Genomic DNA, 25359 nt, shown 5'->3' with positions numbered 1-25359 from the left:
CCGTTTCCCAATTGGCTTAGCACCGCTGCTCCCGGCTCAGGCTTGCTTTTTGAAGATCGCGCCGATGCGAGCGAAACCTTGCCGATTCAGCAGTTTTTCCGCACGGTCTTCGCTTAGCCCGGTGGAAACCGACAGGCAGATTTCCTGCGCCCCACAGGTCATCGCCCAGACCTCGAAGGCCTTGATCAACTTGCGTGTGATACGCAGGCTGCGGTACTCGGGGGCGACATAGAGCAGATCATCGTTGGCGATGCGCGCCTCCGAGAAGAAATAGGGGCTCACATGGCCAAACAGGGCTCCCTGCAGACGGCCAGCCTCCTTATGCACGAAAATCCGGTGGGTCGCGGGGGTGTCAAGATACATGATAATATGCGCGCCCATGATCTCATTGGAAAAGGGGATCTTGCGGTAGTCGGTCTCTGCATGCATCGCTTTGCAGAGCGCCAGCAACGCCTTTGTATCACTCGGGTCAGCCAGGCCAAGACCATCTGTAAATCCTGATTTGCCAAGGTCGATCTCGCCCCCCCGCCCTATGATCTGCCCGGCATCTTCGCCCAGCTCTGCCGCCAATGCGGCCTGTGTCTCCTCAGACAAAGCGTCTGTCGGTACTACCAGATCACCCTGATTTGCATCGGCGATGTACGCGTCCTGCGCATGATCGGGCCCATGCTTGCCCAAAAGGTTTGCTTCGCGCGCCGCAATTGCGTCCTTCACATCGGGGTGCGCACCTTGGGTGATCAGGTTGGGCCGCATGCGCCGCATCAGTTCGGCTCCTTTAGGCTTTCATCCAACGCCCGGTGAAACGGATCTGTCAGGTAGGACAGCACCGTGCGCTCCCCGATCCGGATCTCAGCTGTTGTCGTGATGCCCGGCACCAGCCGAAAGCCCTCCGGCAGGTTGCGCAGCCGATTGTCGGTGATCGCCACCCGGACCCGGTAATAGACTTCTGTTCGGCCATTGATCTCTCGCTGAAACGCGTCCGGGCTGATTGAAATCAGCTCTCCCTGCATGGTCCCGTGGCGCTGGAATGGGAAAGGATCGAGCTTGGCGCGTACCGCCTGCCCCAGATGCACCCATCCGATGTCCTCCGCGCTGAGTTCCAACTCGATATCCAACCCCTCGTCCGTCGGCACCAGTGTGAACAGAACTTCCGCCGTCTCAACAATAGAGCCCACGGATTTCTGCGTCACGTCCATGATAACCCCATCGGTTTCGGCATAGAACGCATCGAACTCCGCCACACGGTTGGCTTTCTGGATCTCGAAACGTAATTGCTCCAACTCGTTTTTCACCTCAAGTCGCCGATCCTCGACCTGCGTGGCCCGGGACGACAGATATTGAAGCCGTTCGTTTTCGACGACGCGCTGCTGACGCCTGTACCCTTCAGCTTCTTCGATTTTTTCGCGCCTTTGTGCCTTGAGTTTCTCAACCTCGGTTTCCGCTTCCTGTTGCGTAATCATCGATCCTGCATTGCGCTGCACAAGCCGGATTGCTGTTTGCAGTTTGCTGTCCGCCAGCGCGAGCGATGCCACGATTTGCGCTTCTTGCGCCGCAGCGACAGCCGCTTGCGATTCCAGCGTTTTCAGACGTGCCTCGAACCCCTCAAGTGCTGCTGCTTTCTCCAACTCTCGCCGCTGAAACAAGGCCACCTGCTGAATGACTGCGTCTCTCTCGCCCGCCTGCGGGGCAAAGTCGGCCCCGGCGCTTTCCGCGTCCAGCCGGGACAATTCAGCGCTGAGCAGCGCTGCCTTGGCCAGTAACTGCCCCTGATCTGCCTCGGTCAGGGTGGGATCCAGCGACGCGATGATATCCCCTTCTTGCACTACATCCCCGGCACGCACATCAAGGGTCCGGATCACCGAAGGACGGTAAGGTTGTTTCACGATGGTACGCGACTGGCTCACGAGCTTGCCGCGCGCGGTGACGGTGCGATCGATCTTCGCCCACCAAGCCCAGACAATGGCAGTCGCGATGATCAGCAAGATCGCATAGAGCGCCACACGTGCCGCGGCGGGCACCCGGCGCAACTCCACTTCCACTGCATCGGGCTGAAAGTCGAGCGCGCGACGATCCACCTTCTCCTTTGGGCGGCCTTGATGTTGTGCCAGGTCTGCCGTCCTGCGGTATCCAAAGCGGTCACGCATCGACATCCCCCATCGCATTGCGCACCTGGATGTCCCACATGCGTTGAAAGGTTGGCGAACGATCGGGGCCATCCTTTTCAAGCAGCGCATCACGGGGCGCGAAGGCTTCGATCCGCCCCTTGTTCATAACCATGATGCGCCCGGCCATGTGCAGGGTCGACAGCCGATGCGCAATGATCAGCATGGTCCGCCCATCTGCGATCTTGCCAAGGTTTCGCTGGATAATCGTCTCGGACTCCACGTCTAACGCGGAGGTGGCCTCATCAAAGATCAACAGACGTGGGTCACGCAGCAAGGCCCGCGCGATCGCAAGGCGCTGGCGCTGGCCGCCGGAGAGGTTGGTGGCATTTTCCTCCAGCATCGTGTCATAGCCCGATGGCAGTTCTTCGATGAAACCTGCCGCCCCGGCCAGTCGAGCGGCACGTTTAACGTCCTCCAAGGACGCAGAGGCCACGGTCAACGCGATGTTTTCCCGGACGGTGCCGCGAAAGAGAAAGTTCTCCTGCAATACGATCCCGACGGATTGGCGCAGGTGGGCCAGATCAATCTCGCGGATATCGGTCCCGTTCATTACGATGCGTCCGTCGTTCGCGGTGTAAAGCCCCTGCACCAGCCGCGCCAGCGTCGACTTACCAGAGCCACTTTCCCCAACGATGCCGATGACCTCGCCCTCACGGATGTCAAAGCTGATGTCGTCCAGCGCAGGTTTCTCGACGCCATCGTAGAAGAAACGTACGTCCTCAAACGCAATCTCGCCGGTGATCTGCGGCGTGGCCGCCTGCGACTGGCTGCCGGTTTCAGTACGCGCATTCATGATTGTCCCCAGCATTTTGATGGCCAGACGCGCTTTCTGGTACTCGTGGATCATGCGCACGATCTTGATCAGCGGCTGGCTGACATAGCCCGACAGCATGTTGAACGCGATCAGTTTGCCCACGGTCAATTCTCCCTGAAAAACCATATGCGCGCCGAGAAACAGCACAGTAACCGCCATCAACTGTTCGAGGGTCTCCACGATGCTTTCCGCAATCGTGCCCAGTTTGTTAACCCTGAAATGCGTGCGCACCGATTGGGCGGAGCTGGTATCCCAGACCCGGTTGCGGCGCGGCTCCAGTGCCAGGCTTTTGATGGTTGAGACACCGTGGATTGTCTCCACCAGCAGCGCCTGACGCTCACCTTCCGCCGCGTAGAGCCGGGTCAGCGCGCTATAAAGCGGCCGCAGCATCCCCGCGATGACCAGTGCGATCAGAATGGAGAACGCCAGCACGACAAAGCCAAGCTGCCAGGAGTAGAGAAAAAGTAACGGTAGAAAGACCAGCAAGGCTGTGGAATCCAGCAATGTTTCCAGTACGTTGCCGGTCAGAAACTGGCGGATTTCATCGGTTTGCTGCATGTGTTTGGTCAGTACACCGGCGGTTGCACGGTGAAAGAACGATAATGGCAGCCGCACCAGATGGCCGAAGGTGCGCGTCGCCGTCCGCATGTCGATGCGCGAGGTAGCAAAAGCCAGCAGATAGTCGCGCAGGAAGTTGAAAACACCTTGAAACAACAGAATGATCACGACGGCGACGGCCAATACATTGAGCGTCTGAAAACTCTCGTGAACCAGCACCTTGTCCACCGTGATCTGGAAAAACAGGGGCACCGCGAGGGCCGTGACATGGATCATCAGGGCGATCACGATGATCTCGGCGAAAATCCGTTTCTGCCGACCCGCTTCACGCACGAACCACCCAAGATTGAACGCCCCGCTGTCGTCGTCATCCTGATGCGCTGGCCGAAAGAGATATACCGTGCCGGTCCAGCCCGTTTCGAGGTCTTCCAATACAACCGGTTCGTGCAGATACTGGTTTGTCGCGGCATCCTTTCGCACAATGAGCAAGATTTCCTGCCCGGTGTCAGGATCCCGTTCAAAGCCTGACGCGAGAAACGTCTCACCCGAATTCAACACCAGAAGCACGGGATAAGCATGCCCCAGCGCACGCAATTTTTGCCAGGACAACCGCTTGGCCGCGACCTCAAGTTTGAGATCCTGGGCAATCCGCAAAAAGCGCATCTCGCTCAATACGGCTTCGGAAATGGAGTAGTCATGTATCAGCCGCTGACGATCAACCTGCACACCGTGATACCGGGCGATTTCGACCAAATGATCCAGGGCTCGCAGGTCGATATCAGAGCTCGCCATAATTGCTGAAATCCCAAACACGCCACTAATGTGAGTGGTCGGATCAAGTGTAACGCTTGCCCCGCATCGGGCAACTGATCGGCCCGGCGATCCGCCAAAACACGCCGATTACTCTCCAGGTGCAGCAGGAAAACAGTGAGCTGCCGGTCGCTGCGACTGACCACATCGCGGCGCCCTGATAAAATGAGCTTTTGTAACCGAACAGCAAACTCCTGAAATCGCAGAAAAGTCTTGAGCGGCAAAAGCAGGTGCGCCGTCAGACCTGCTCAACGTTTGATTTGACCGTGATGTAGATACTCTTGCGCCGACGGATTGCGCCAAACACGCCGATGAAAATCACCAATGCGGCCAGTTGGCCAAGGATCACCGCGGGCCAGATTAGAGCAAACTGCGCATCGAAATACTTTTGTCGCCCAAAAAACGCCAGCGCCGTCAGCGCAGCGAGACTGCTCAGCGTTCGGCCTGCAACACTGATTAGCGGCTGGACGATGATCGCGATAGGGCAATCGAAACAGATGCCCCGAGAAACGACGCGATGCCAAAGAGCGGTGTGACCACAGGCGTGTGCGGCCTGATCCCGGCGTAGACCTTGGTCAATTTTGCACGCTTCACTCCACGGCAAGCATACGCGGATCAAGCCCATCTTCAGGCCAATGCGATGTGTTGAGCGGGTATTGCCAAGTTTTGTAAAATGGCAGGAGGAGAGCGCGAACTAAGATCCAATATGGTGGGAAAAACGTTCCTATTACATATTTCTCCTTGGTTTCAAATGCTTGAATAACTGTGGAGTGACACATAGTTTTTCCATTTTCAGGATTCCGGGCCATTGATCTCAAAAGCGAAATTCTCAGGCCGACGCAACAACTTTACCTTTCGCAACTCATAAGTTTTCCACGCCGCACGACCCGCCAGATGTCAATGTAGGCTCTTAGCCCGCCGTTTGATCGTCCTCAGCGGCGCAGATCGTCTCAATGGTTGTAAGCACGCCTTCCAGTTCTTCTCTAATTCGCTTGAGGCGCTCAGTCGTTGTCGCTTCATTGCGCCCAGCCAGTTCCAGCACAACAGCAAGCACTGTGTCTGAATGCCTCATCAGTTCGATCAAGTGTTCGGCTGTTGGTCTGTACGAACCGGATATCCAGTTCTTTGTGGTCCGTTCGCTGACGCATGTCCACCGCATCGCCGCCTTGGTCGCCTGATGTGTCCCGCCCAACTCACTCGTCAATGCTCTCCAAACTGCGTCACGGTATTCTACCTGCGCGTTCCCTTTTTTGCCTCCATTTTGAAAAGTGTTGCCTGTCTTCGGAAACATCTTGCCGCCCTTCTCATGCTAAAATGTGGAGCAAGGAGTCGCAAACGAACTGCGCAGGTTTAAGAATTTGGATGATGGAGGGCAGCAGCATTGAGCTGGCCAGCTAACGATCGTGAAGAAGAAAATCGCCGCAAAGCTGCACAGTATGTCCGCATCTCGAAAGAGCATCAGAGTTACTCAACCGAAAATCAGGCGGATGCGATCCGGCGTTATGCGGATGAGCGTAGCTATCAGATCATTAAAACCTATTCAGATGCGGGAAAGAGTGGTCTGCGAATTCAAGGCCGCGCCGGTCTCACCCAACTGATCGAAGATATCGAGGGTGGCCAAACTGAGTTCAAAACTGTGCTGGTGTACGACATCAGCCGCTGGGGGCGTTTCCAAGACGCGGATGAAATCGCCTACTACGAATACATATGCAAACGGGCGGGCATATCGGTCGAGTATTGTGCAGAGCAGTTCGAAAACGATGGCAGGCCAATGTCCATCGTCGTCAAGGGCCTAAAGCGCGCAATGGCTGGCGAGTATAGCCGCGAACTGTCTCAAAAGGTCTTCGCTGGCCAATCCCGCCTCATCGAATTGGGGTATCGCCAAGGTGGCGCACCCGGATTTGGCCTGAGACGCATGCTCAGTGATGAGGCGGGCAACACAAAGGGCATTCTATCGCGCGACGAGCACAAGAGCATTCAGACAGATCGCGTGACGCTTGTGCCAGGACCTGATGAAGAGACCGCCGTCGTGCGTCAAATCCTCACAAACGAAAAGTACGTCGGCAACAACATCTGGAACCGCAACTCGTTCAAACTGAAGAAGCGCCATGTCCGCAATGATCCCAGCAATTGGGTGCGCGCAGTTGGCGCATTTGAAGCCATTGTCAGCACAGACCTCTTCGAGGCTGCAGGTGCGATTATCGGCGCGCGGTCTCAGCGGATGTCTGACGAGGAAATGCTTGAAGGTCTGAAAGAAAAGCTGGAACAACACAGATTTCTTTCCCGCTCTGTGATCAACGAGGCCGCTTGCCTGCCGTCGAGTGGCGCGTATCAAAGCCGGTTCGGCAGCCCGCTGCGGGCGCATAGTCTTGTCGGTTTCAAACCGGACCGAGATTATCGCTACATTGAAATCAACAAACGCCTGCGTGGTGTTCATGCTGATATCGTTCGTGATGTTGTCGCCGGTGTCGACGCGGTCGGCGGAACGGCTAATCGAGATGCACAAACAGACCCAATAACGATCAATGACGAGTTCACAGTGTCCATCGTCATTGCGCGCTGCATGCAGACCGGCGCCGGTGCCTTTCGATGGAACATTCGCCTCGATACCGGAGGCTTGCCGGATATGACGATCGTTGTCCGGATGGGGCAAATGAATGAGTTGCCACTGGACTACTATTTACTGCCGACCTTCGACATGACCCAATCCAAGTTGCGCCTGTCGGAGAATAATGGCCTGTCGCTGGATGCATTCCGTTTCGACGACCTGTCGCATTTCTTTGCAATGGCGGCACGCGCACCGCTTCTGGAGGTTGCCTGATGAGCGAGATTTACCACCGACAGATGGAACTTGTTCCGATCAACCCGATCACCGTGCTGAATCCAAGGGTCCGCGATCAAAAGGTCTTCGAAGAGATCAAGGCAAATATCGCTGAACTTGGGCTCAAGCGGCCGATCACGGTTGCGATCCGCGAAACCAAGGATGGAAGCGAGCCAAACTATGAGTTGGTGTGTGGTCAGGGGCGGATGAAGGCGTTTAAAGCGCTTGGCAAATCCGAGATCCCTGCGATTGTCATCAACGCAAGCAGTGAAGACTGCCTTGTGATGAACCTTGTGGAAAACCTGGCGCGCCGTCAGCACCATTCGCTCGACTTACTGAGAGACATTCGGCGGCTGAAAGAAGGAGGTTACTCGGACCGGGAGATCGCGGCCAAAACACAGCTTTCCACCAAATACGTGCGCGGCGTCATCAAGCTTCTGGAAAGCCATGAACATCGCCTGTTACGTGCAGTCGAAAGTGGAAAGATCCCGGTCAGTGTTGCGGTCGATATCGCCGATGCGGATGACGTCGGTGTGCAGAAGGTTCTCAGGCAGGCTTATGAAAAGAAGCTCCTACGGGGTGGTCGGCTTTTGGCGGCGAAACGCCTCGTCGAAGCTCGCCAAAAGCACGGGAAAGGGCGGGCGTCTTCGGATGGCCGTTCACGGAAAAGCCTATCTGTCGAGAGCTTACTGAAAACCTACGAGAATGATGTTGAAAAGAAAAAGATGCTCTTGCGCAAGGCGCATGCCACGCGCAGTGAAATGCTTTTTCTCCTGCAATCGCTCAAGACACTGATGGCCGACGAGAACTTCGTCACGCTGCTGCGTGCAGAGGGATTGGCGAGCCTGCCTAAGACGATTGCTGATCGGCTTTCGCATGCCGAAAGTGCGCCGACATGACCACAACCTCAGCCGAAAAAGAGGTCATCGCCGCCTTTGAACGAGAGCCACTGACGGTTCGCTTTGATCAGATCGCGCCGCTTTACATTGTCAGCCCGCAAAAGAAGGCGAGTACCAAGTACAAACAGATCGCCGCCTCGATTCACGAAATTGGTCTTGTCGAACCCATCGTCGTGGCACCGGACAAACATGAACCGAACCAATACACATTGCTGGATGGTCACCTGCGCCTGGAGGTGCTGAAAGATCATGGTCATTCCGAGACGCAATGCTTGATTTCGACTGATAATGAAGCCTTCACGTACGACAAGCGGATCAACCGTCTTGCGACCATTCAGGAGCACAAGATGATCTTGCGGGCGCTGTCCTTGGGCGTCCCCGAGGGGCGGTTGGCCAGTGCGCTGAACGTCAATATCAAAACGATCAAAGAAAAACGGCGCCTGCTCGACGGCATCTGCGACGAGGCAGCTGAACTCGTGAAAGACAAGGAGGTCGCGCTGACCAGCTTTCAAATCCTCAAGAAGATGAAACCCATGCGCCAGATTGAAGCGGCGCAGCTTATGGTAGCTATGAACAAATTCACCATCAACTATGCCCGGTCTCTTTTGGTAGCGACACCGGAAAACCTGCTGTTGTCCGCAGCAACGCCGAAGAAGATCAAAGGGATTTCGCGTGAGCAACTCGAATTGATGGAACGCGAGGCCACCAATCTTGAACGGGAAGTCCGCCTTGCCGAAGACAGCTACGGCGCGGACCATCTCGATCTGGTTTTGGCGCGTGGGTACATCTCGAAGCTGATGACCAGCGAGCGGGTGACGCGGTATCTGTCGCTGCATCACGAAGAGTTCTTGCCTGCATTTGAGAAGATCACCGAAACGGAGGCATTTGCATCCTGAGTGCCTTCTTCGGCCACGATGACTTGGGGACCCGGACCCATGAAGCGCGCGGACCGCAGGAGACGCCGCACTGTGGGGCGGATCTAGTGCGGTGATGGGGATGGCGGCGAACCCGCCGGGGCCCATCATGCCGGGCCAAATGCCCGGCAAATCTATTCTTTGCAGGTCGCGCGTGTCATCTTTTCGGTGAACAAGCATCTGGTTCCGCGAGCGTGTACGTAAGCTCTTATGGAGACTAGGGTCCACACTTTCTCGACTACAGAACGGTAAAGGCTCAACCAAGGTTGAGCCTTCGTCCGTTACCGTGGCTTGCTAGACCTTCTGCTTCCGCTGCGGGTTAACATGACAATGATCTCGGAAGTCGAACCTGCCTATCTAAAATTATAGATCCACAGACTGGCAGAGTCGATTTTGGCCATGGTCAAATCGCTCAAATCACACAATCTCCATGAAGGAGCGCCCATGGAACTCGACCAATGATTGTGCAATCGAAAACGGGGAAGCTTTGCTGGCGACAGCATTGCCTTTTTTGGTTTTGACGTTTGACAGATCAGCGGATGAGGCAATTGTCTTGCAAGATCGACGATCTCCAGCGCAAAAGCTGACTGACATGACGTGAACGTTTTCCATCCAACCGCGCGCAACACTGACGTGTCCGTGACAGTTGAGGTGCGCGTATGAAAGGAAAACACATGAAATTCGTAAACCTACCCCCGACCCAAGGCAAACGCTTCGACATCGAAACGCTTCACTACAATACCATTAGCCTGAAAAAACAGGCGGAAGAGGGTCCGACTCTCCTGCGCCACGTAGGACGCGTGACCCACGTCTTCATGACCGAAGAATTGTTCGACGAGCTTTGGCCAGGCCCGCGGCGGGCCTGGAGCATCTATGAAATGCCGCTCCGAATGGAGCAGCACTTCTTTGAGGCCGTGAACAAGTCACTCGCTGAGAGTGAGTGAGACGACAGTTAGAAATCTGACGTCAATCCGGGCGCTGCAGGCCCGTCACGGCGCCAGGATCATCGCAACCCATGGATGTTCGGGTTCGCCGCGACAAATGCGAACGTCGCGGTATGGGTCTTATATTTACCGCCCTCAGGTTGAGTTAGTCTTCCTCGCCAGGACCCTCGTATTCCGCGATTAGATCAAGGATCCTCTTTCGCTTCATGCGCCGGGTCCACGACACGTGGCCAAGGGCATTGTCGATTTGAAACGCATCACCATCGGCGTAAGCACGAACGATCATGGCCAGCTGCGCTTCGAGATCGTTGGCGAAAGCCATGTCATCAAGGTCTTCCGTCAGGGGCGCATTGTCGTAGGCTTTCTGCAAATTTTCCTAGAACGCACGTGTCGTGCCAAAACGGTCCGACAGCGCCTGGCTGATGTCGGGCGCGAATTTTCTTTGACCACCCAAGAGCGCCCAGAAATCAGCGAGAGGCATGCCCAAAACTTGAGCGAGGGCTGTCACGTCTAGAGCCATGGGAATGAGGAAGTCATGTTTGAGGATTTCACCGGGGTGAACTGGGTTCTTGAGATGTACTCCCACTTGATCCCCTTTCCGTCCCGATATGATTGTAGGCTTTGGATAACAACTGCCGCGATGTCGCGCGCGTAGACACGCACGTAACCGCTCTGGCAATCAATGCTTTCGATGCCGTTGTGATCGAGCCATCGCGCGACATGTATCGATACATGTCCTGTATCAAATACAATCTGGCCCGGGGTCAGATAGCCGCGCTCAAACTCATTGATGCTTCTTTCGCAGATGTGATTTTTCTCGCGCCGTGTCTTGCGTTTAATCTCTTTAACGTGTTTGTCCGCCGATCCGTTCGGCCCTGTCTTCGTTCTCATCTCTTATCCTTTCAAGGATTACGATGAACTGAAAACTCTCGTTAAGCAAAACTGCCGCTCTATCTCAAAGGCCGTGACGGGATACAGTGGAGTCATCAGGGCCAGTGGCAAACGCCAAGAAAACAGGCCGTCACACGATTGTATTGACAGACGCTCGCAATCACAAAAAACGCTTGCAATGCAGTAGCAATGGTATGGACCCCGCCACCCCCGAACGCGGTAACTTCGGAAAGGAAACGGGAGGATGCACACCATAAAAATTAGAAGGATCGGCCCCGATTTGGCCAAATATGTTTTTGAAGTCCACGGCGTCGACGCTTAGGATGAGATCGCTCTAAGAAAGACGTTGCGCCGGGATGCTGTGGCACAGTTTTTTGCCGAGTTGCCACCCTGTGTCGTTGGCATGGAAGCGTGCTGCGGGTCCCACTAGTTGGCAAGGGTTTTGACGGATTTGGGGCACGAGGTGCGTCTGATCTAACTGCAGCTTGTAAAGCCGTATGTGAAATCCAGCAGGAATGATCGCAATGACGCTGGAGCTATTTGTGAGGCCGTCGGTCGACCATCAATGAGGTTCGTGCCATCAAAATCCGCTGAACAGCTTGAGATCCAGGTCGTTCATAGGATTCGTCAGAGAGTGGTCGCGAACCGCACACGATTGGTTAACCAGGTTCGCGGTTTGTTGGGGGAACACGGTGTCGTGGTGGCACGGGATATCACACGTATCAGGCGCGCCCTTGGCGCAATCGTCGATATCCATGACTGCGAATTTGGGGACATCTTCATCGATATGCTACGTGACATGCGTGATGAGTTAGCCGAACTGGATGACCGCATCACCGCTTACAACCGCAGGATCAGGGATTTATTCCGATCAAACGAGATGTGCCAGCGCATCGGTCAGATCGAAGGAATTGGCCAATAACAGCCACGGCTCTGATGGCAGCAATCGGTGATCGATCTTGCTTCAAGAATGGGCGACAATTTGTGGTCTGGTTGGGATTAGTTGCCAAAAAAACTTTCAAGTGGCGGCAAGGCGAGATTGTTTGGCATCAGTAAGCGAGGTGATCGTTATCTGCACACTTTGCTGATCCACGGCGCGCGGGCTGTGCTCGCAAGGGCCGCAGGGAAAACTGATGCACGCAGCCGATGGATTGGGCAGATGCGAGAAAGGCGACATCCGAATGTTGTCGCTGTCGCATTGGCAAACAAGAACGCACGGATTGTCTGGTCGCCGCTATCGCGCGACCAGGAATATCGTCCAGATCACACAATGGCGTCCAGCTGATATTGTCATCAGAACGCTGACATAATGAGGGCGGTCTCAGGAATACTGCAACATCTGTCAGGAGATGGAAAAGGGTCACGCCCATTGCTTCTCGAAGCTGATGTGTGGATCGGCAAGGTCAACATCGATGCCTTAGGGGCGATGAAGAAGAAACAAGCGGAAATCCATCGGGGCTCGCGGCGACGAGTTATCGGGCCGCCTTAAGAGGCTGGATATACATCAGTAATCGCGACCTCGAAACAGAACCAAACAGACCGTTGCAATTAGGCGGGCCCATATACATCCACACAGGACCTTGACCGATGGATAAAGATGCTGCGCTGCAGCTTTCCCGAAGCGAAGATTGATCGATTACATAGCATTTTGGAGTAACCGGGGTCCGCACTTCGGGACGAAGCACGGGTAATCGGGCTGACCAAGTAGAAGGGTCGGGTTCTCGATAGAGTTGCGGCAAATGCTGCAATCTGAGGAGAACGAGATGGATTACTTTTTGGGTTTGGACGTGTCGCTGCGGTCGGTGACTGTCTGCGTGATTGATGCCGACGGCAAGCATGTCTTTGAGCGTGCTGTCGCCTGCGAGATTGAGGATATCCTGGTCTGCCTGCGCGATGTGCCGCGCCGGCAGTGCCGGATCGGTTTCGAGTCTGGCGCGATGAGCCAGCATCTTTACTTTGGACTTCAGGCCGCTGGCTTCGATGTGGTTTGCATGGAAGCGCGCCAGGTGAATGCGGCGCTGTCAGCGATGCGTAACAAGACCGACAAGACGGACGCCAAAGGGATCGCGCAAGTGCTTCGGTCCGGGTGGTTCAGCAAGGTCTTCATCAAAAGCAGGGAAGCAAACGCCTACCGGGCTTTGCTGAGCAGCCGAAAGACCGTTCAGAAGAAGTGCATCGATTTGGCTAATGAGGTTCGGGGGCTGTTCTGGATCTTCGGCCTGCGCTTGCCGTCTCGCGTTGACCAGGGATCTTTCGACGAACGGGTCAGACCCATGATTGAGGCCGATCCGGATTTGTCGCGCGCCTTGCTGCCGCTGCTGGATGCGCGGGCAATGCTCTACAAGACCTATCGGGAGTTGGATAGGCGCGTGAAGCAAGCCGCCAGTCACGACGCGGTTTGCCCGCGCTTCATGGCAATCCCAGGCGTAGGGCCGATTGCGGCTCTGACCTTCCGTGCGGCCGTCGATGATCCGGCACGTTTCACCAGCTCTCGCACTGTCGCCGCGCACTTCGGACTGACACCGCGACGATATCAATCTGGCGAAATGGACAACCCCAGTCGCATCTCCAAAGCTGGCGATCGCGATGTGCGCGCCACGCTCTACGCTGCCGCGAACGCGATGATGATGCAATCTGTGGCCAGTTCCGAGATCAAAAGTGGGGCCTTCGGCTGATGCGCCGCAAGGGCCGCCGCCGGGCCGTCGTTGCCGTCGCAAGGAAACTGGCCGTCATCATGCATCGCATGTGGGCCGATAATACTGAGTTCCGTCACAGACCTTTGGAGGCCGCTCTATGATCTGACAGCTTTCCAAAGCCAAATGACGGGATCGTCCCTCACCGGACGAGGTCTCGTGGATGACGCCGAATATGTCTGCTGCGACGATCAAGCGCGAGATGAAGCGGGGCGCTCCACGTCCATTCCGACACATGCATGCAGCGGCCCAACCGAACCGAGCCAGTAATGACTGCGAAGAGAAGCGTGACCCGGATGAGAGACAATGATCCCAAACGACGGAAACGAAAAGATGAAATGAACTTGACCCAAACGCCCGATTAGAGAAGCCAACTTTCACCCATTGTTTGCCAATGGCTACTTCTCCTATGTTGAGCAAAACGACGCCGAGTATCGGAGGTTGACCTCGGGCATTCAAACGGAAGTAGTCGTACTTATGCGTTCGGGACTTCTTAGCCTCGAATTCGGTCTAGCTTTTTTGTGAGGTCGGCTCTGATCCGATAAAAACGGCTACTCGGAACCGGAACGGAGATCGCTGCGATTTCTTTGTTGGGGCCGATGACCGCAAATCCCAAAGCGCAGATCTCTTCGGAATGCTCCCCCAAGTCTGTTGCGATTTCTCCGTCTCGAATACGGCGTAACTCGTCCATCAAAGCGTCTACACCGTCATCTGACCCAAGTTCAGCGGAAATGAGAGCACGGGCTGACGTTTCGCTCAGTTCCGCGAGTGCCGCCTTTCCATTTGCCGTCGTTGTCAGTGGAAACCTGTCGCCAATCGTTGACACGGTGCGCAGCCGCTGGCGGCCTTCGATCTGGTCGATGAATCGCATGTTCGCACCTTCGAGAACGGCAAGATCGACGGTCTCGGACGTGGCGGCGGCGATCTGATCCAAAAGCGGGCGAAAATGTTCGCGCAGATCAAAGGCTGGCGCATTCGCCAGCACCCGAATCTCATCCCCGAGCCTGAGTCCCCCACTGCCACCATCGGATGCGACAAGACCTTCGTGGATCAGCGCGCTGACAATCCGCTGTACCGTAGAGCGGGGCAGATCGACCTTTCGCGCAATCTGCCCAAGGCTGAGCCCCCCGGAATTGGCACCCAACACACGCAGGATGTCAGCGGCCCTAGAGATGACCTGAATGCCTTGTGTTTTATGAGTTTCTTGGACGTTCAACTCGTCTGTCTCGCTGCGCAATTTTCGACCGTGACCTTTGCAATAGACTAGGAGGGCAAAAAATAAAAATCAATAGTTGACCGCAATGCGGTACATGTTGCACCATTATGTGGAACACTCGATTTGACGCTTGGGAGACAACGATGACTGTAACGATCCGCGGAATTGAATTTCAGGATAACCTGGACAACGACATGGACCTTGAGTTCGTGAACCTGAGCCATCGGTTCGGGTACCAGTGTCCCAACTGGCCCTATTTCAAGGACGTCGCAATCGAGCGGAAGCACTACATGGCGAAGTCAGGCGTGCTGAGCCAGACCATCACCACAACAATGCACGTGACGACCCACATCGATGCGCCCGCACACGTCGTGCAGGGCACGCCGTTCATCGACGAAGTGCCGCTACCGCATTTCTTTGGTACGGGGATTGTCGTGTCGATCCCCAAGAAGAAGTGGGAAAGCATCACTGGCGACGATCTGGAAACGGCTTGCAGTCATGCGATCCGCAAGGGCGACGTGCTGATCATCAACACCGGCTGGCACAAGCAGTATGAAGATGGTGACTATTTTGCCTATTGCCCTGGCCTCGTGCAGTCAGCCGCCGATTGGATGGTTGAAAAGGGCGTCAAGGTTGTGGGTCACGACACGCAAGCCAACGACCACCCGCTTGCCACGGCCATTGGCCCGCAGCGCAACGGCCCGATCCTCCCGCATCTTGAGGAAGAATATAAGGAATGGTCCGGCGGCAATGACTGGAAAGATGACTTTCCTGACTGGGAGCCAGTGCACAACACACTGTTTTCAAACGGTATCCTCGGCATTGAAAACGTTGGCGGTGACTTGGATGCGGTGACGGGCAAGCGCGTGACCTTTGCCTTCTTCCCCTGGAATTGGGATCGCGGCGATGGTTGCATCATTCGCCTCGTGGCGATCACCGACAAGAAACAAGCCTACCGCATCGAGGCCGGAGAGGCCTTCTGATGCATATCAAGCGGTTTGCAGATGCAGAAACCTATGACGCCCCCAACCATTGGGGCGTCACCGGGCTGCGGCTGCAAGGGTTTGAGGATGGCGGGCCGGAAAACCAGTGGATCGGCTTCTCCCAATTCCTGCCCGGCGGTGGTGCCGGTCCAGATTCCACGCCTTTTGAAAAGGTCTATGTAGTGCTGGAAGGCGAGATGACCGTTGAGGTGGATGGCCATGAAACGGTGCTTAGCCCGCTAGACAGTTGCACCATTCCACGCGGCGAAGTGCGCCGCATCGAAAACAAGACCAACCACATTTGTAAGATGCTTGTTGTGATCCCGTATCCCGGCGGCAAGAGACCGGAGTAGACCCATGTCACTCGATAATCCACTTTCCATGTTTGACGTAAAGGGCAAGGTTGCCCTGATCACCGGCGCGTCCGGTGCGTTTGGTGCGGTCGCAGCACAATGCCTTTCAGGTGCCGGTTGCAAAGTTGTGCTGGCCGCAGGCAATGCCAAAGCGATGGCAGAGGTCGCTGGCAAATGCAGTGGTGATGTTCGCCAGATCAACGCCCGCCCTGACAGTGAAGCCGCTTGCGCTGACATGGTGTCCGGAGCGGTGAAGGCGTTCGGACGGCTCGACATTCTGGTCGTCGCATCGGGGATGAACAAGGTGGCCAAGATCGAAGACATGGCACCCGAAGCCTTTGACGGGGTCATGGACGCCAATGTGACGCAAAGCTGGCTGATTGCCCGCGCCGCGACAATGCAGATGAAGGCGCAGGGCGACGGTGGCAAGATCGTTTTTGTATCCTCTGCCCGTGGCCTTTTGGGTCATCCGGCGGGCTACACGGCTTATTGCGCGTCCAAAGCCGCCGTTGACGGCATGACAAAGTCGCTGGGCTGTGAGTTGGGGCCGACAGGGATCACGGTGAACGCCATTGCGCCGACAGTTTTCCGCTCGCCGCTCACCGCATGGATGTTTGAAGATACCGAAGAGGCGACGGCTGTGCGCAACGGGTTCCTTGCCCGCGTTCCCAAGGGGCGTTTGGGCGAGCCAGAAGACCTTGCCGGGCCGCTGCTCTTCCTGTCCTCTGCCGCGTCGGATTTCTACACCGGGCATATCCTTTACGCAGATGGCGGTTACACCGCAGGATGACGCAGCGGGGACAACATATCGCGGTGATCGGTGCCGGGTTGATGGGGCATGGCATTGCCCTGATGTTCGCGCGGGCGGGGCATCATGTGACTGTGACCGACCCCGTTTCAGATATGCTGGCCACTTGCCCCGCGCGCATTGCGGACAGCCTGACGTTGCTGGGCGCGGATGCCAATGACGTATCAGATGCTTTGGGCCGCGTGACCCTTGCCACAGACATGGCCAGTGCTGTCAGTGATGCCGATGTCGTTTTTGAGGCCGCACCGGAAAAGCTGGATCTCAAGCAACGCATCTTTGCCGAAATCGAAGCGCATGCGCCAAAGGATGCGATCCTCGCGTCAAACACCTCCGTTATTCAGATTTCCAAGATCATGGGCGGCCTATCCGGGCGCCACCGCGCGCTCGGGACCCATTGGTGGAACCCGCCGCACATGATCCCGCTTGTCGAAGTGGTGAAAACCGAATGGACTGACCCGGACCTGGCGCAGCGGATGTTTGATCTGTTGGCCCAAGCGGGCAAGACGCCAGCGATGGTGGAAAAGGATGTGCCGGGTTTCATCGGTAACCGTTTGCAGCATGCGCTGTGGCGCGAAGCGATTTCGCTGGTCGAGAACGGCATCTGCGACGCTGAAACTGTCGATAACGTGGTCAAGGCCAGCTTTGGCAGAAGGCTCGCGGTTCTTGGTCCACTAGAGAACGCGGACCTTGTCGGATTGGAACTGACCCAAGACATCCACAAGCAGGTCTTGTTTGATCTTGAGATGTCGGGCGCACCGTCCCCGTACCTCCAACAGATGCGCGACGCGGGCCGCAGCGGCATGGCCGCAGGCGCGGGTCTGCGGGATTGGAAACCGGGCGATCTGGAAGAGACCAAAGCCCGCGTTGCCGATCATCTCAGGAAACTTGAGCAAATCTTGCCTGATTAACAATAGCTTTGGGAGGAGCAAAGATGAAAACGACACCAAACAGACGCCACGTATTGGGAGGGCTTGCTGCATCCGTCGCCGCACCTGCGATCCTGACGTCCAGTCGTGCCTACGCGCAGACACCGACGATCAAGGTTGGTCATGTCAGTCCAAGGACCGGGCCCTTGGCAGGCTTTGCAGAAGCCGATGATTTTGTCCTCGAAGGCATCCAGGCCGCCCTGTCCGGTGGCGTCGAGAACAACGGCAAGTCCTACAATATCGAAATCATCTCAAAGGACAGCCAGTCGAACCCGAACCGCGCCGCAGAAGTCGCCGCAGACCTGATCTTGGGCGACGAGGTCGACATCATGGTTGCGGCCTCGACCCCGGATATGACGAACCCCGTATCCGATCAGGCCGAAATCAACGAGGTACCCTGCATCACAACAGATTGCCCATGGCAGCCGTATTTTTTCGGGCGCAACGGTAATCCTGCGGAAGGATTTGATTTCACCTATCACTTCTTCTGGGGGCTTGAGGATGTCATTGGCAACTTTCTCGACCTTTGGGGCAGTTCCGGTGCGGCCAAGAACATAGGCGGCCTGTTCCCCAATGATGCGGACGGCAACGCTTGGGGTGATCCAGAGCTTGGCTTCCCGAAACCGCTGGCCGAGGCAGGTTTTGCGCTAACCGATCCGGGCCGGTACCAGCCGCTCAACGACGATTTCTCGAACTATATTGCGGCCTTCAAAGAAGCTGGTTGTGAGATCATTACCGGCAACATGATCCCGCCTGACTTTGCGACTTTCTGGGCGCAAGCCGCACAGCAGGATTTCCGCCCGAAAGTCGTGACAATCGGCAAGGCACTGCTGTTCCCGTCGGTGATCGAAAGCCTTGGGGATCGCGGTGATGGTCTGACATCAGAAATCTGGTGGAGTCCAAACCATCCGTTCAACTCATCGCTGACAGGCGACAGCGCGGGTGATCTGGCAAACGGCTACACCGCTGCGACAGGACGTCCATGGACCCAACCGATTGGCTTCAAGCACGCGCTTTTTGAAGTGGTTAAAGATGTCGTGTCGCGTGCTGCGGACCTTGATGATCCCATGGCGATTGTCGACGCGATCAAGGCGACAAACATGTCGACGATTGTGGGGGGCGTGAACTTTGGCGCGGGTCCGGTGCCCAACGTCACCAAGACACCTCTTGTCGCAGGTCAGTGGCAAAAGTCCGGCGACGCCATGGAGCTTGTCATCACCAACAACGCAGCCGCACCCAATATCCCCGTGGGGGGCGAGTTGAAGTTGCTCAGCTAAGGAAATCGTCTTGTCCGCACTTCTTTCAGTCAAAAACCTGCAAAAGTCGTTTGGCGAGGTAACCGTTGCCGACGCCAGCAGCTTTGACGTGGCCCAAGGTGAAGTCGTTGGCATTCTTGGCCCGAATGGTGCGGGCAAGACCTCGCTATTCAACCTAATCACAGGGGCGTTGCGTGCCGATAGAGGCACAATCCAGTTCAACGGTCGGGACATCACCAAACTGCCAGCCGCGGTGCGCTGTAAAATGGGTGTGGCGCGGTCGTTTCAAATACCCCAACCCTTTGTAGGCATGACGGTGTTTGAAAACGCCCTCGTTGGCGCCACCCAAGGTGCGGGGCTCCGGGGCCGAGAGGCCGAGGCCGTTGCCCTGGACGTGCTGACCCAGACCGGCCTAGGGGACAAGGCGAACATGCGGGCCGGTGCCCTGTCATTGCTGGAACGCAAACGGCTGGAACTTGCGCGCGCTTTGTCGGCCAAACCAAAGCTCTTGTTGCTGGATGAGATCGCGGGCGGATTGACGGATGCCGAATGCGGGGCTCTGATCGAAACCATCAAACGCATCCACGCGAGTGGCACGACAATCATTTGGATCGAACACGTCGTCCACGCCCTGATGGCCGTCGCCGAGCGACTGATCGTCATCGATTTCGGACGCAAGATTGCCGAAGGTGAGCCAAGGGCCATCATGGACAGTGCCGAAGTGAAAGAGATTTATCTGGGGATCGACGCAGATGGCTGATCCTGTTCTGTCGTTGCGCAAATTGGATGCGCATTATGGCGATTTCCAAGCCTTGTTCGGCATCGACATGGCCATCGCAGCGGGCGAGGTTGTTGCGATCATCGGTGCCAACGGCGCGGGAAAAACAACCCTGCTGCGATCCATTGCCGGTCTCTTGATAAATAAGGCGGCGCAGATCAGCTATCAAGGCGACCCAATTGGCGCCTTGCGCGCCGATCAGGTTGCTGGAAAAGGGATCGCTCTGGTCCCCGAAGGCCGCCAGTTGTTCCCGTCGCTATCTGTCGAAGAAAACCTTTTGATCGGGGCGCAAACAGGACGCGCAGGGCCATGGGCGCTGGACAAAGTCTATGCCTTGTTCCCGATCCTGAAAGAACGCAAGGATCAGGCCTCGACCACGCTGTCGGGGGGGCAGCAGCAGATGGTTGCGATTGGGCGGGCCTTGATGGCCAACCCGGATGTCATCTTGTTTGACGAGATCAGCCTTGGTCTCGCCCCCGTCATCATCAAATCAATCTATGACGCACTTCCCGACATCGTTGGCGATGGCATGACCGCTTTGATCGTCGAACAAGACATCAGCAAAGCGCTGTCAGTGTCGTCACGGGTTTATTGCCTGCAAGAAGGCCGCGTCTCGCTGTCTGGCGCGACGGACAGCGTGTCACGCGAAGATATCACACGCGCATATTTCGGAGTTGACGCCTAATGGATTGGATTTCAGCCATCGTGCAGGGGACGCTTCTGGGGGGGCTCTACGCCCTTTTCGCTGCCGGATTGTCACTGATTTTCGGGGTCATGCGGCTTGTGAATATTGCCCATGGCGATCTGATTGTACTGGCGGCTTACCTTGGACTATCCACGACGGTCATGCTTGGCATCCACCCTTTTGTAGCCCTGCTGATCGTCATGCCAGCAATGGCGGGGATCGGGTATGTGCTTCAGCGCGGCATTCTCAACCGGACACTTGGTAATGATATCCTGCCACCATTGCTTGTGACCTTTGGCTTGTCTGTGATCATTCAGAATGCGTTGCTCGAAGGATATTCGGCCGACCCGCAGAAGATGAATGCGGGCGTGATTGAGACGGCAAGCGTGCCGCTCGGTGGTCTCACGGTTGGTGTCTTGCCGCTGATGACCTTTGCGATTGCAATCGCGGTGATTGCTGGCCTTCAATTCATATTCTATCGCACGTCCTTGGGACGCGCGTTTCGGGCGACCTCTGACAATTCCGATATCGCGCAACTGATGGGCCTGAACAAGGCGCATGTGTTTGGTATGGCCATGGCCCTCGCACTCGCGGTGACAGCGATTGCGGGCATCTTGCTGGGTGTGCGGACAAGCTTTGATCCCTCTGTTGGTGGAGCGCGGCTGATCTTTGGCTTTGAGGCGGTGATCATTGGCGGGCTTGGTAATCTGTGGGGCACGCTTGCCGGTGGCGTTATTCTTGGCGTCGCGCAAACGCTTGGGGCCAAGATTGACCCGGGCTGGCAACTACTGGCGGGCCATATCGCGTTTCTGGTCGTCTTGGCTGTTCGTCCGCAGGGCCTGTTTCCGAGGGTAGCACATTGACCGCCCGCATCGTCAGAACCAGCCGTTCCGCGCAAGTGGCTATGGTCGTCGCGGCCCTTGGTCTGATCGTGCTAGCGGCGGCACCTTGGTGGGCAAGCCGCGCTGATCTGCGGCTTTTAGGTGAGATTTATCTTTATCTGTCGCTTGCGATGCTGTGGAACCTGATGGCTGGTTACGCAGGTCTCGTGTCCGTCGGGCAGCAAGCCTACGTCGGGTTCGGCGGCTATCTGCTGTTCGCGTTGACGATGTTTGCAGGGTTGCATCCGATTGTCGCCATTCTGGCAGGGGGCGTGTTGGCCGCGTTGCTGTCAGTGCCCATCGCGGCCCTCATTTTTCGCCTGAAGGGGGCCTATTTCGCCATCGGGACATGGGTCATGGCCGAGGTGTTCCGTCTCAGCTTTGCACAAGCCTCATCGCTGGGTGGAGGCTCGGGGTCGTCACTGCCGGTGGACGTGGTCAAATCCCTCGCCTCTTCCCGATCAGGGCGCGAGGCGCTGAGCTATTGGCTGGCGCTGGGTGCTGCGGTGATTGTCATTGGATGTGTCTATCTGTTCCTACGCTCTAATCGTGGTCTTGCCCTGACAGCGATCCGCGACAGTGAGGTTGCAGCCGCGGGCCTCGGGATCAACATCTGGCGCACCAAGCTGGAAGTCTACGTCGTCACGTCGGCCTTTACAGCGATCATCGGCGGGTTGATCTTTTTGCAAAAGCTGCGGATTTCACCCGATGCGGCGTTTTCGGTGAACGATTGGACCGCATTCGTGATCTTCATTGTCGTGATCGGCGGGATCGGCACCCTTGAAGGGCCAATCATCGGGACAATCCTGTTCTTCCTTCTGCGCGAAACCCTTGCTGACCTTGGCACGGTCTATCTCATCATCCTGGGGCTGGTCGCAATCGGCATCATGCTCAAGGCGCCCAAGGGCGTCTGGGGCCTGATCCGCAGCCGCTTTGATCTTGAACTCTTCCCTCTCAGCTACCGCGTGCAGACAGATGCAGCAGACAAAGGAGCCTAGCCATGGCGAAACAGCAGCGCACCATTATTACCTGCGCGGTCACAGGCGCGATCCATACGCCGACCATGTCGGATGCCCTGCCCTACACCTACGATGAAATCGCCGCTCAAGCGATTGAGGCGGCAGAGGCGGGCGCATCCATCCTGCATCTGCACGCCCGCGACAATGAAACCGGGGCACCGTCAGTCAACCCCGACGACTTCACCCCATTTCTGGGGCGCATCAAACAGGCCAGCGACGCAGTCGTGAATATCTCAACCGGCGGGTCACTGACGCTGTCGATCCAGGACCGGATCAATCCCGCCGCGACCTTCAGTGCCGAGATGTGCAGCATGAACATGGGGTCAATGAACTTCAGTTTTCACCCCCTCGCCAAACGCTTTGGCGATGACGATTGGAAATTCGACTGGGAAAAGGACTATGTCGCGAATTCGGACGGCAATATCTTTCGCAACACCTTCCGCGACATCCGCGAAGCCGCCGAGGCACTCGCCCCCCATGACATTAAGTTTGAACATGAATGCTATGACGTGGGCCATCTCTATAACCTGAAATTTTGCATGGACGCCGGGTTATTCAAGGCCCCGGTGTTTATCCAGTTCGTTATGGGTATCTTGGGGGGGATCGGCGCGGATATCGACAATCTGGTGTTCATGAAAAAAACCGCCGACAAGCTGTTTGGCGAAGACTACCGCTGGTCCATCTTGGCCGCAGGCGCTTCGCAAATCCCTATGGCCACCACCGCAAGCCAGATGGGCGGCCATGTGCGCGTTGGGCTTGAGGACAGCCTATTCATTTCGCGCGGCAAGCTCGCGGAAAGCAACGCCCAACAAGTGGCGAAAGTCAGACGCATCGTCGAAGAGCTTGGGTGTCAGGTTGCCACCCCCGACGAGGCCCGAGAGATACTGGATCTAAAGGGTGGTGATCGAGTGAATTTTTAGAGCACACACCGCTGATGATAGAAATCTTGGGTCAACGCCCAGCTTCAGACATCGGGAGACGGCCACTTGTCTCGCCAAAAAGATTGCCCGGTCAAAAGACCCGCCATGCACGTCGAATATCGGACTGCCGCGCAGACAGGCCCGCCAATCGCTTGCATACTCTGTCCCGAATTTGCGACGCAGTAATTAGGCAATTAGAGCTCCAAACAGACCTCAGATGCGGCGCAGCAACCTGTGCTACGGTGCCTTGTCAACATCGGGTTGTAGCTATGGAAGGGACTGGCGGATCGGAGGATCAGTCATGGAAACGCCAAGCTTACCTGCCATTCGCGCCCTCCGCCCTGCTTGGAACAAGGGCCGCGCGCGTCGGTCGCGAAATGGATGAAAGATCCTCTGATGGTCGGATCAGAATGTCTCTGGCTAGGCGGGTTTCACGAACGGCTTCACATCTCTACTCGGCAATACGCCCGGATCGTTCGCGATTGGGTCACATCCATCGGCTTTGAGGCCACTGCTTACGGAACTCATTCGATGCGCAGGACTAAAGTCACGCAGATCTACAAGAAGACACGCAACCTGCGCGCTGCGCAGCTCCTACTCGGACACACTAAAATGGACAGCACAGTTCGACATTTAGGCGTCGAGCTAGAAGATGCTTTAGCGATCTCTGAAGCCATTGAAATCTGAAAAGCCTGGGCCGCTGTGACGGGCGGCCCATGGCGAAATCTGGTCAGTCGATCTGGTGCCGCGCTGCAGCTTTTGTATTCCCACCATTCGTGCATGACCATACACGAGGTCGCCGCGTTGCAGTTTTTCCAAGCCGGATCCCCGCGTTGCGTTCGTTGGAGGGCTATAGCGCGAGACTTTGGAGGCATTGGCCAGCCTCAGTTGGACTTCCTAAAGGTGCGGTCGAACTTGGCTAGTCAGTTTCCCCAAGATGTGGGAGGATCACGCGAACAGATCTCGCGACAGCACAGGTTGCCTTATGTCTCAATCCAGCACTGAAAACCGCCGTATTGTTCTGGCGCAACGACCACAGGGGTTGCCAGATGCAGATACGTTGCGTTTAGAAAGCTCCACCATTCCTGAACCAGGCGATGGCGAATTGCTGTTGCGAACGAGATATCTGTCGATTGATCCATACATGCGCGGCCGCATGAACGATGCCAAATCTTACGCCGAACCGGTCAAGATTGGTGAGGTGATGACAGGCCAGGTCGTGGCTGAAGTTATGACATCCAACCTTAAGGGATACGACAAGGGCGATCTTGTTTTGGCAGGATCAGGCTGGCAGGACTACGCCGTTTCAGATGGGACGCAGCTGGTCAATTTGGGGCGTGATCCTGCAAATCCGTCGTGGGCGCTCGGGATACTGGGGATGCCCGGTTACACAGCTTACGCTGGCCTTTTATTGATTGGCGACCCAAAGCCGGGCGAGACGGTTGTTGTTGCAGCTGCGTCAGGACCTGTTGGAGCCACCGTCGGTCAAATTGCCAAGCTCAAAGGGTGCCGCGTCGTCGGTGTAGCAGGTGGTTCTGAAAAATGCGCGCACGTTGTGAACAATCTTGGTTTCGACGCATGCATCGATCACAAATCCGAGGACTTCGCCAAACAACTCAAAGCTGCCTGCTCCGAAGGGATTGATGTCTATTTCGAAAACGTTGGGGGTAAAGTGCTTTATGGTGTGCTGCCGCTCCTGAATGAGTTCGCTAGGATGCCTGTTTGCGGTGTCGTATCGTGGTACAATCTTCCAGGACTGCCAGAGGGCCATGACATGGGGCCAGCCATCATGGGCACAATCCTTCGGATGAAGGTGAAGGTCCAAGGTTTCATTATCTTCGACAGTTTTCCAATTAGTACGTACCAGGATTTTCGCCGCGATATGACCCAATGGATCGCAGAAGGTAAAATCCACTACAAAGAACAAGTTGTCGAAGGACTAGAGAATGCACCCAAAGCGCTGAATGATGTTCTATTGGGTCGCAGCTTTGGTAAAGTTGTGGTGAAGGTGGATTAAGGCTGCAA

24 protein-coding genes and 2 pseudogenes are annotated in these 25359 nt (G+C 56.2%); 19 read left to right on the top strand and 7 right to left on the bottom strand.

The genetic code is table 11. From position 1 onward, the window contains the following. Positions 1–36 precede the first annotated feature (36 nt). The 5 genes from Q1A20_RS09335 to Q1A20_RS09315 all read right to left on the bottom strand — a co-directional run bounded on the left by Q1A20_RS09335 (position 37) and on the right by Q1A20_RS09315 (position 5638). Positions 37–762: a GNAT family N-acetyltransferase gene (locus tag Q1A20_RS09335; protein WP_299406781.1), complete on the bottom strand. Its 726-nt coding sequence runs from the start codon at positions 760–762 to the stop codon at positions 37–39. After that, the gene (locus Q1A20_RS09330) at positions 762–2144 is read right to left on the bottom strand and encodes an HlyD family type I secretion periplasmic adaptor subunit (RefSeq protein WP_299406779.1); all 1383 of its coding nucleotides are present in this window, start codon (positions 2142–2144) and stop codon (positions 762–764) included. Before Q1A20_RS09330 ends, Q1A20_RS09335 begins: the two co-directional genes overlap by 1 nt. After that, entirely contained in the window at positions 2137–4329 is a 2193-nt protein-coding gene (locus Q1A20_RS09325; protein ID WP_299916796.1) for a peptidase domain-containing ABC transporter, read from the bottom strand. Before Q1A20_RS09325 ends, Q1A20_RS09330 begins: the two co-directional genes overlap by 8 nt. Before the next feature lie 256 nt (positions 4330–4585). Then, a complete protein-coding gene (locus Q1A20_RS09320) occupies positions 4586–4972 on the bottom strand; it encodes a hypothetical protein (protein ID WP_299916795.1) in 387 nt (128 codons plus the stop codon). A 285-nt stretch (positions 4973–5257) separates the two neighbouring features. After that, complete coding sequence (locus tag Q1A20_RS09315) at positions 5258–5638, bottom strand: XRE family transcriptional regulator (protein WP_299916794.1); 381 nt, start codon at positions 5636–5638, stop codon at positions 5258–5260. 90 nt (positions 5639–5728) lie between these two features. Here Q1A20_RS09315 and Q1A20_RS09310 point away from each other — a divergent pair, with 90 nt between their 5' ends. The 5 genes from Q1A20_RS09310 to Q1A20_RS09290 all read left to right on the top strand — a co-directional run bounded on the left by Q1A20_RS09310 (position 5729) and on the right by Q1A20_RS09290 (position 10439). Further along, a complete protein-coding gene (locus Q1A20_RS09310; RefSeq protein WP_299406769.1) occupies positions 5729–7168 on the top strand; it encodes a recombinase family protein in 1440 nt (479 codons plus the stop codon). After that, positions 7168–8067, top strand: coding sequence for a plasmid partitioning protein RepB C-terminal domain-containing protein (locus tag Q1A20_RS09305; RefSeq protein ID WP_299406767.1), 900 nt, complete (start codon positions 7168–7170; stop codon positions 8065–8067). Before Q1A20_RS09310 ends, Q1A20_RS09305 begins: the two co-directional genes overlap by 1 nt. Then, a complete protein-coding gene (locus tag Q1A20_RS09300) occupies positions 8064–8963 on the top strand; it encodes a plasmid partitioning protein RepB C-terminal domain-containing protein (RefSeq protein ID WP_299406764.1) in 900 nt (299 codons plus the stop codon). Before Q1A20_RS09305 ends, Q1A20_RS09300 begins: the two co-directional genes overlap by 4 nt. Before the next feature lie 692 nt (positions 8964–9655). Further along, on the top strand, positions 9656–9925 hold the full coding sequence (locus tag Q1A20_RS09295; RefSeq protein WP_299406762.1) for a hypothetical protein: 270 nt from the start codon (positions 9656–9658) through the stop codon (positions 9923–9925). Positions 9926–10151: 226 nt separating this feature from the next. Beyond that, complete coding sequence (locus tag Q1A20_RS09290) at positions 10152–10439, top strand: hypothetical protein (RefSeq protein ID WP_299916793.1); 288 nt, start codon at positions 10152–10154, stop codon at positions 10437–10439. Here the strand turns inward: Q1A20_RS09290 and Q1A20_RS09285 are convergent. Further along, positions 10436–10816: a hypothetical protein gene (locus Q1A20_RS09285; protein WP_299406757.1), complete on the bottom strand. Its 381-nt coding sequence runs from the start codon at positions 10814–10816 to the stop codon at positions 10436–10438. The genes Q1A20_RS09290 and Q1A20_RS09285 overlap by 4 nt on opposite strands. 253 nt (positions 10817–11069) lie before the next feature. On the opposite strand from Q1A20_RS09285, the pseudogene Q1A20_RS09280 reads away from it, so the two are divergent. Beyond that, positions 11070–12101 (top strand): annotated as a pseudogene (locus Q1A20_RS09280) (IS110 family transposase). A gap of 478 nt (positions 12102–12579) precedes the next feature. Further along, complete coding sequence (locus Q1A20_RS09275) at positions 12580–13491, top strand: IS110 family transposase (RefSeq protein ID WP_299406754.1); 912 nt, start codon at positions 12580–12582, stop codon at positions 13489–13491. A 511-nt stretch (positions 13492–14002) separates the two neighbouring features. On the opposite strand, the gene Q1A20_RS09270 is transcribed toward Q1A20_RS09275, so the two are convergent. Further along, the gene (locus tag Q1A20_RS09270) at positions 14003–14725 is read right to left on the bottom strand and encodes an IclR family transcriptional regulator (protein ID WP_299916792.1); all 723 of its coding nucleotides are present in this window, start codon (positions 14723–14725) and stop codon (positions 14003–14005) included. Between the two features lie 143 nt (positions 14726–14868). Here Q1A20_RS09270 and Q1A20_RS09265 point away from each other — a divergent pair, with 143 nt between their 5' ends. The 12 genes and pseudogenes from Q1A20_RS09265 to Q1A20_RS09210 all read left to right on the top strand — a co-directional run bounded on the left by Q1A20_RS09265 (position 14869) and on the right by Q1A20_RS09210 (position 25351). Then, positions 14869–15708, top strand: a complete 840-nt coding sequence (locus tag Q1A20_RS09265; protein WP_299406749.1) for a cyclase family protein — start codon at positions 14869–14871, stop codon at positions 15706–15708. Continuing rightward, on the top strand, positions 15708–16061 hold the full coding sequence (locus Q1A20_RS09260; RefSeq protein ID WP_299406747.1) for a cupin domain-containing protein: 354 nt from the start codon (positions 15708–15710) through the stop codon (positions 16059–16061). Before Q1A20_RS09265 ends, Q1A20_RS09260 begins: the two co-directional genes overlap by 1 nt. Positions 16062–16065: 4 nt before the next feature. Further along, complete coding sequence (locus Q1A20_RS09255; RefSeq protein ID WP_299916791.1) at positions 16066–16851, top strand: SDR family oxidoreductase; 786 nt, start codon at positions 16066–16068, stop codon at positions 16849–16851. Next, positions 16848–17777, top strand: coding sequence for a 3-hydroxyacyl-CoA dehydrogenase NAD-binding domain-containing protein (locus Q1A20_RS09250; RefSeq protein ID WP_299406741.1), 930 nt, complete (start codon positions 16848–16850; stop codon positions 17775–17777). Before Q1A20_RS09255 ends, Q1A20_RS09250 begins: the two co-directional genes overlap by 4 nt. A gap of 23 nt (positions 17778–17800) precedes the next feature. Continuing rightward, a complete protein-coding gene (locus Q1A20_RS09245; protein ID WP_299916790.1) occupies positions 17801–19072 on the top strand; it encodes an ABC transporter substrate-binding protein in 1272 nt (423 codons plus the stop codon). 10 nt (positions 19073–19082) lie between these two features. Next, on the top strand, positions 19083–19811 hold the full coding sequence (locus Q1A20_RS09240; protein WP_299406736.1) for an ABC transporter ATP-binding protein: 729 nt from the start codon (positions 19083–19085) through the stop codon (positions 19809–19811). Next, a complete protein-coding gene (locus Q1A20_RS09235) occupies positions 19804–20514 on the top strand; it encodes an ABC transporter ATP-binding protein (protein WP_299406734.1) in 711 nt (236 codons plus the stop codon). Before Q1A20_RS09240 ends, Q1A20_RS09235 begins: the two co-directional genes overlap by 8 nt. Continuing rightward, positions 20514–21377 carry a branched-chain amino acid ABC transporter permease gene (locus tag Q1A20_RS09230; RefSeq protein WP_299406731.1) on the top strand — a complete coding sequence of 288 codons (864 nt, stop codon included), beginning with the start codon at positions 20514–20516 and terminating at the stop codon, positions 21375–21377. Before Q1A20_RS09235 ends, Q1A20_RS09230 begins: the two co-directional genes overlap by 1 nt. Beyond that, complete coding sequence (locus Q1A20_RS09225) at positions 21374–22393, top strand: branched-chain amino acid ABC transporter permease (protein WP_299406729.1); 1020 nt, start codon at positions 21374–21376, stop codon at positions 22391–22393. The genes Q1A20_RS09230 and Q1A20_RS09225 overlap by 4 nt, the downstream gene beginning before the upstream one ends. A 2-nt stretch (positions 22394–22395) precedes the next feature. After that, positions 22396–23334 (top strand): 3-keto-5-aminohexanoate cleavage protein, encoded by a 939-nt coding sequence (locus Q1A20_RS09220; protein ID WP_299406726.1) that lies wholly within the window; start codon positions 22396–22398, stop codon positions 23332–23334. 351 nt (positions 23335–23685) lie between these two features. Continuing rightward, positions 23686–24021, top strand: a pseudogene (locus tag Q1A20_RS09215) (tyrosine-type recombinase/integrase); the annotation flags it as partial. Positions 24022–24319: 298 nt separating this feature from the next. Then, complete coding sequence (locus tag Q1A20_RS09210) at positions 24320–25351, top strand: NADP-dependent oxidoreductase (RefSeq protein WP_299406724.1); 1032 nt, start codon at positions 24320–24322, stop codon at positions 25349–25351. The last annotated feature ends 8 nt before the right edge of the window (positions 25352–25359 follow it).

The organism is uncultured Roseobacter sp. (assembly GCF_947501835.1).
Taxonomy (GTDB): Bacteria; Pseudomonadota; Alphaproteobacteria; order Rhodobacterales; family Rhodobacteraceae; genus Roseobacter.
This window is presented reverse-complemented; position numbering and strand designations above follow the sequence as displayed.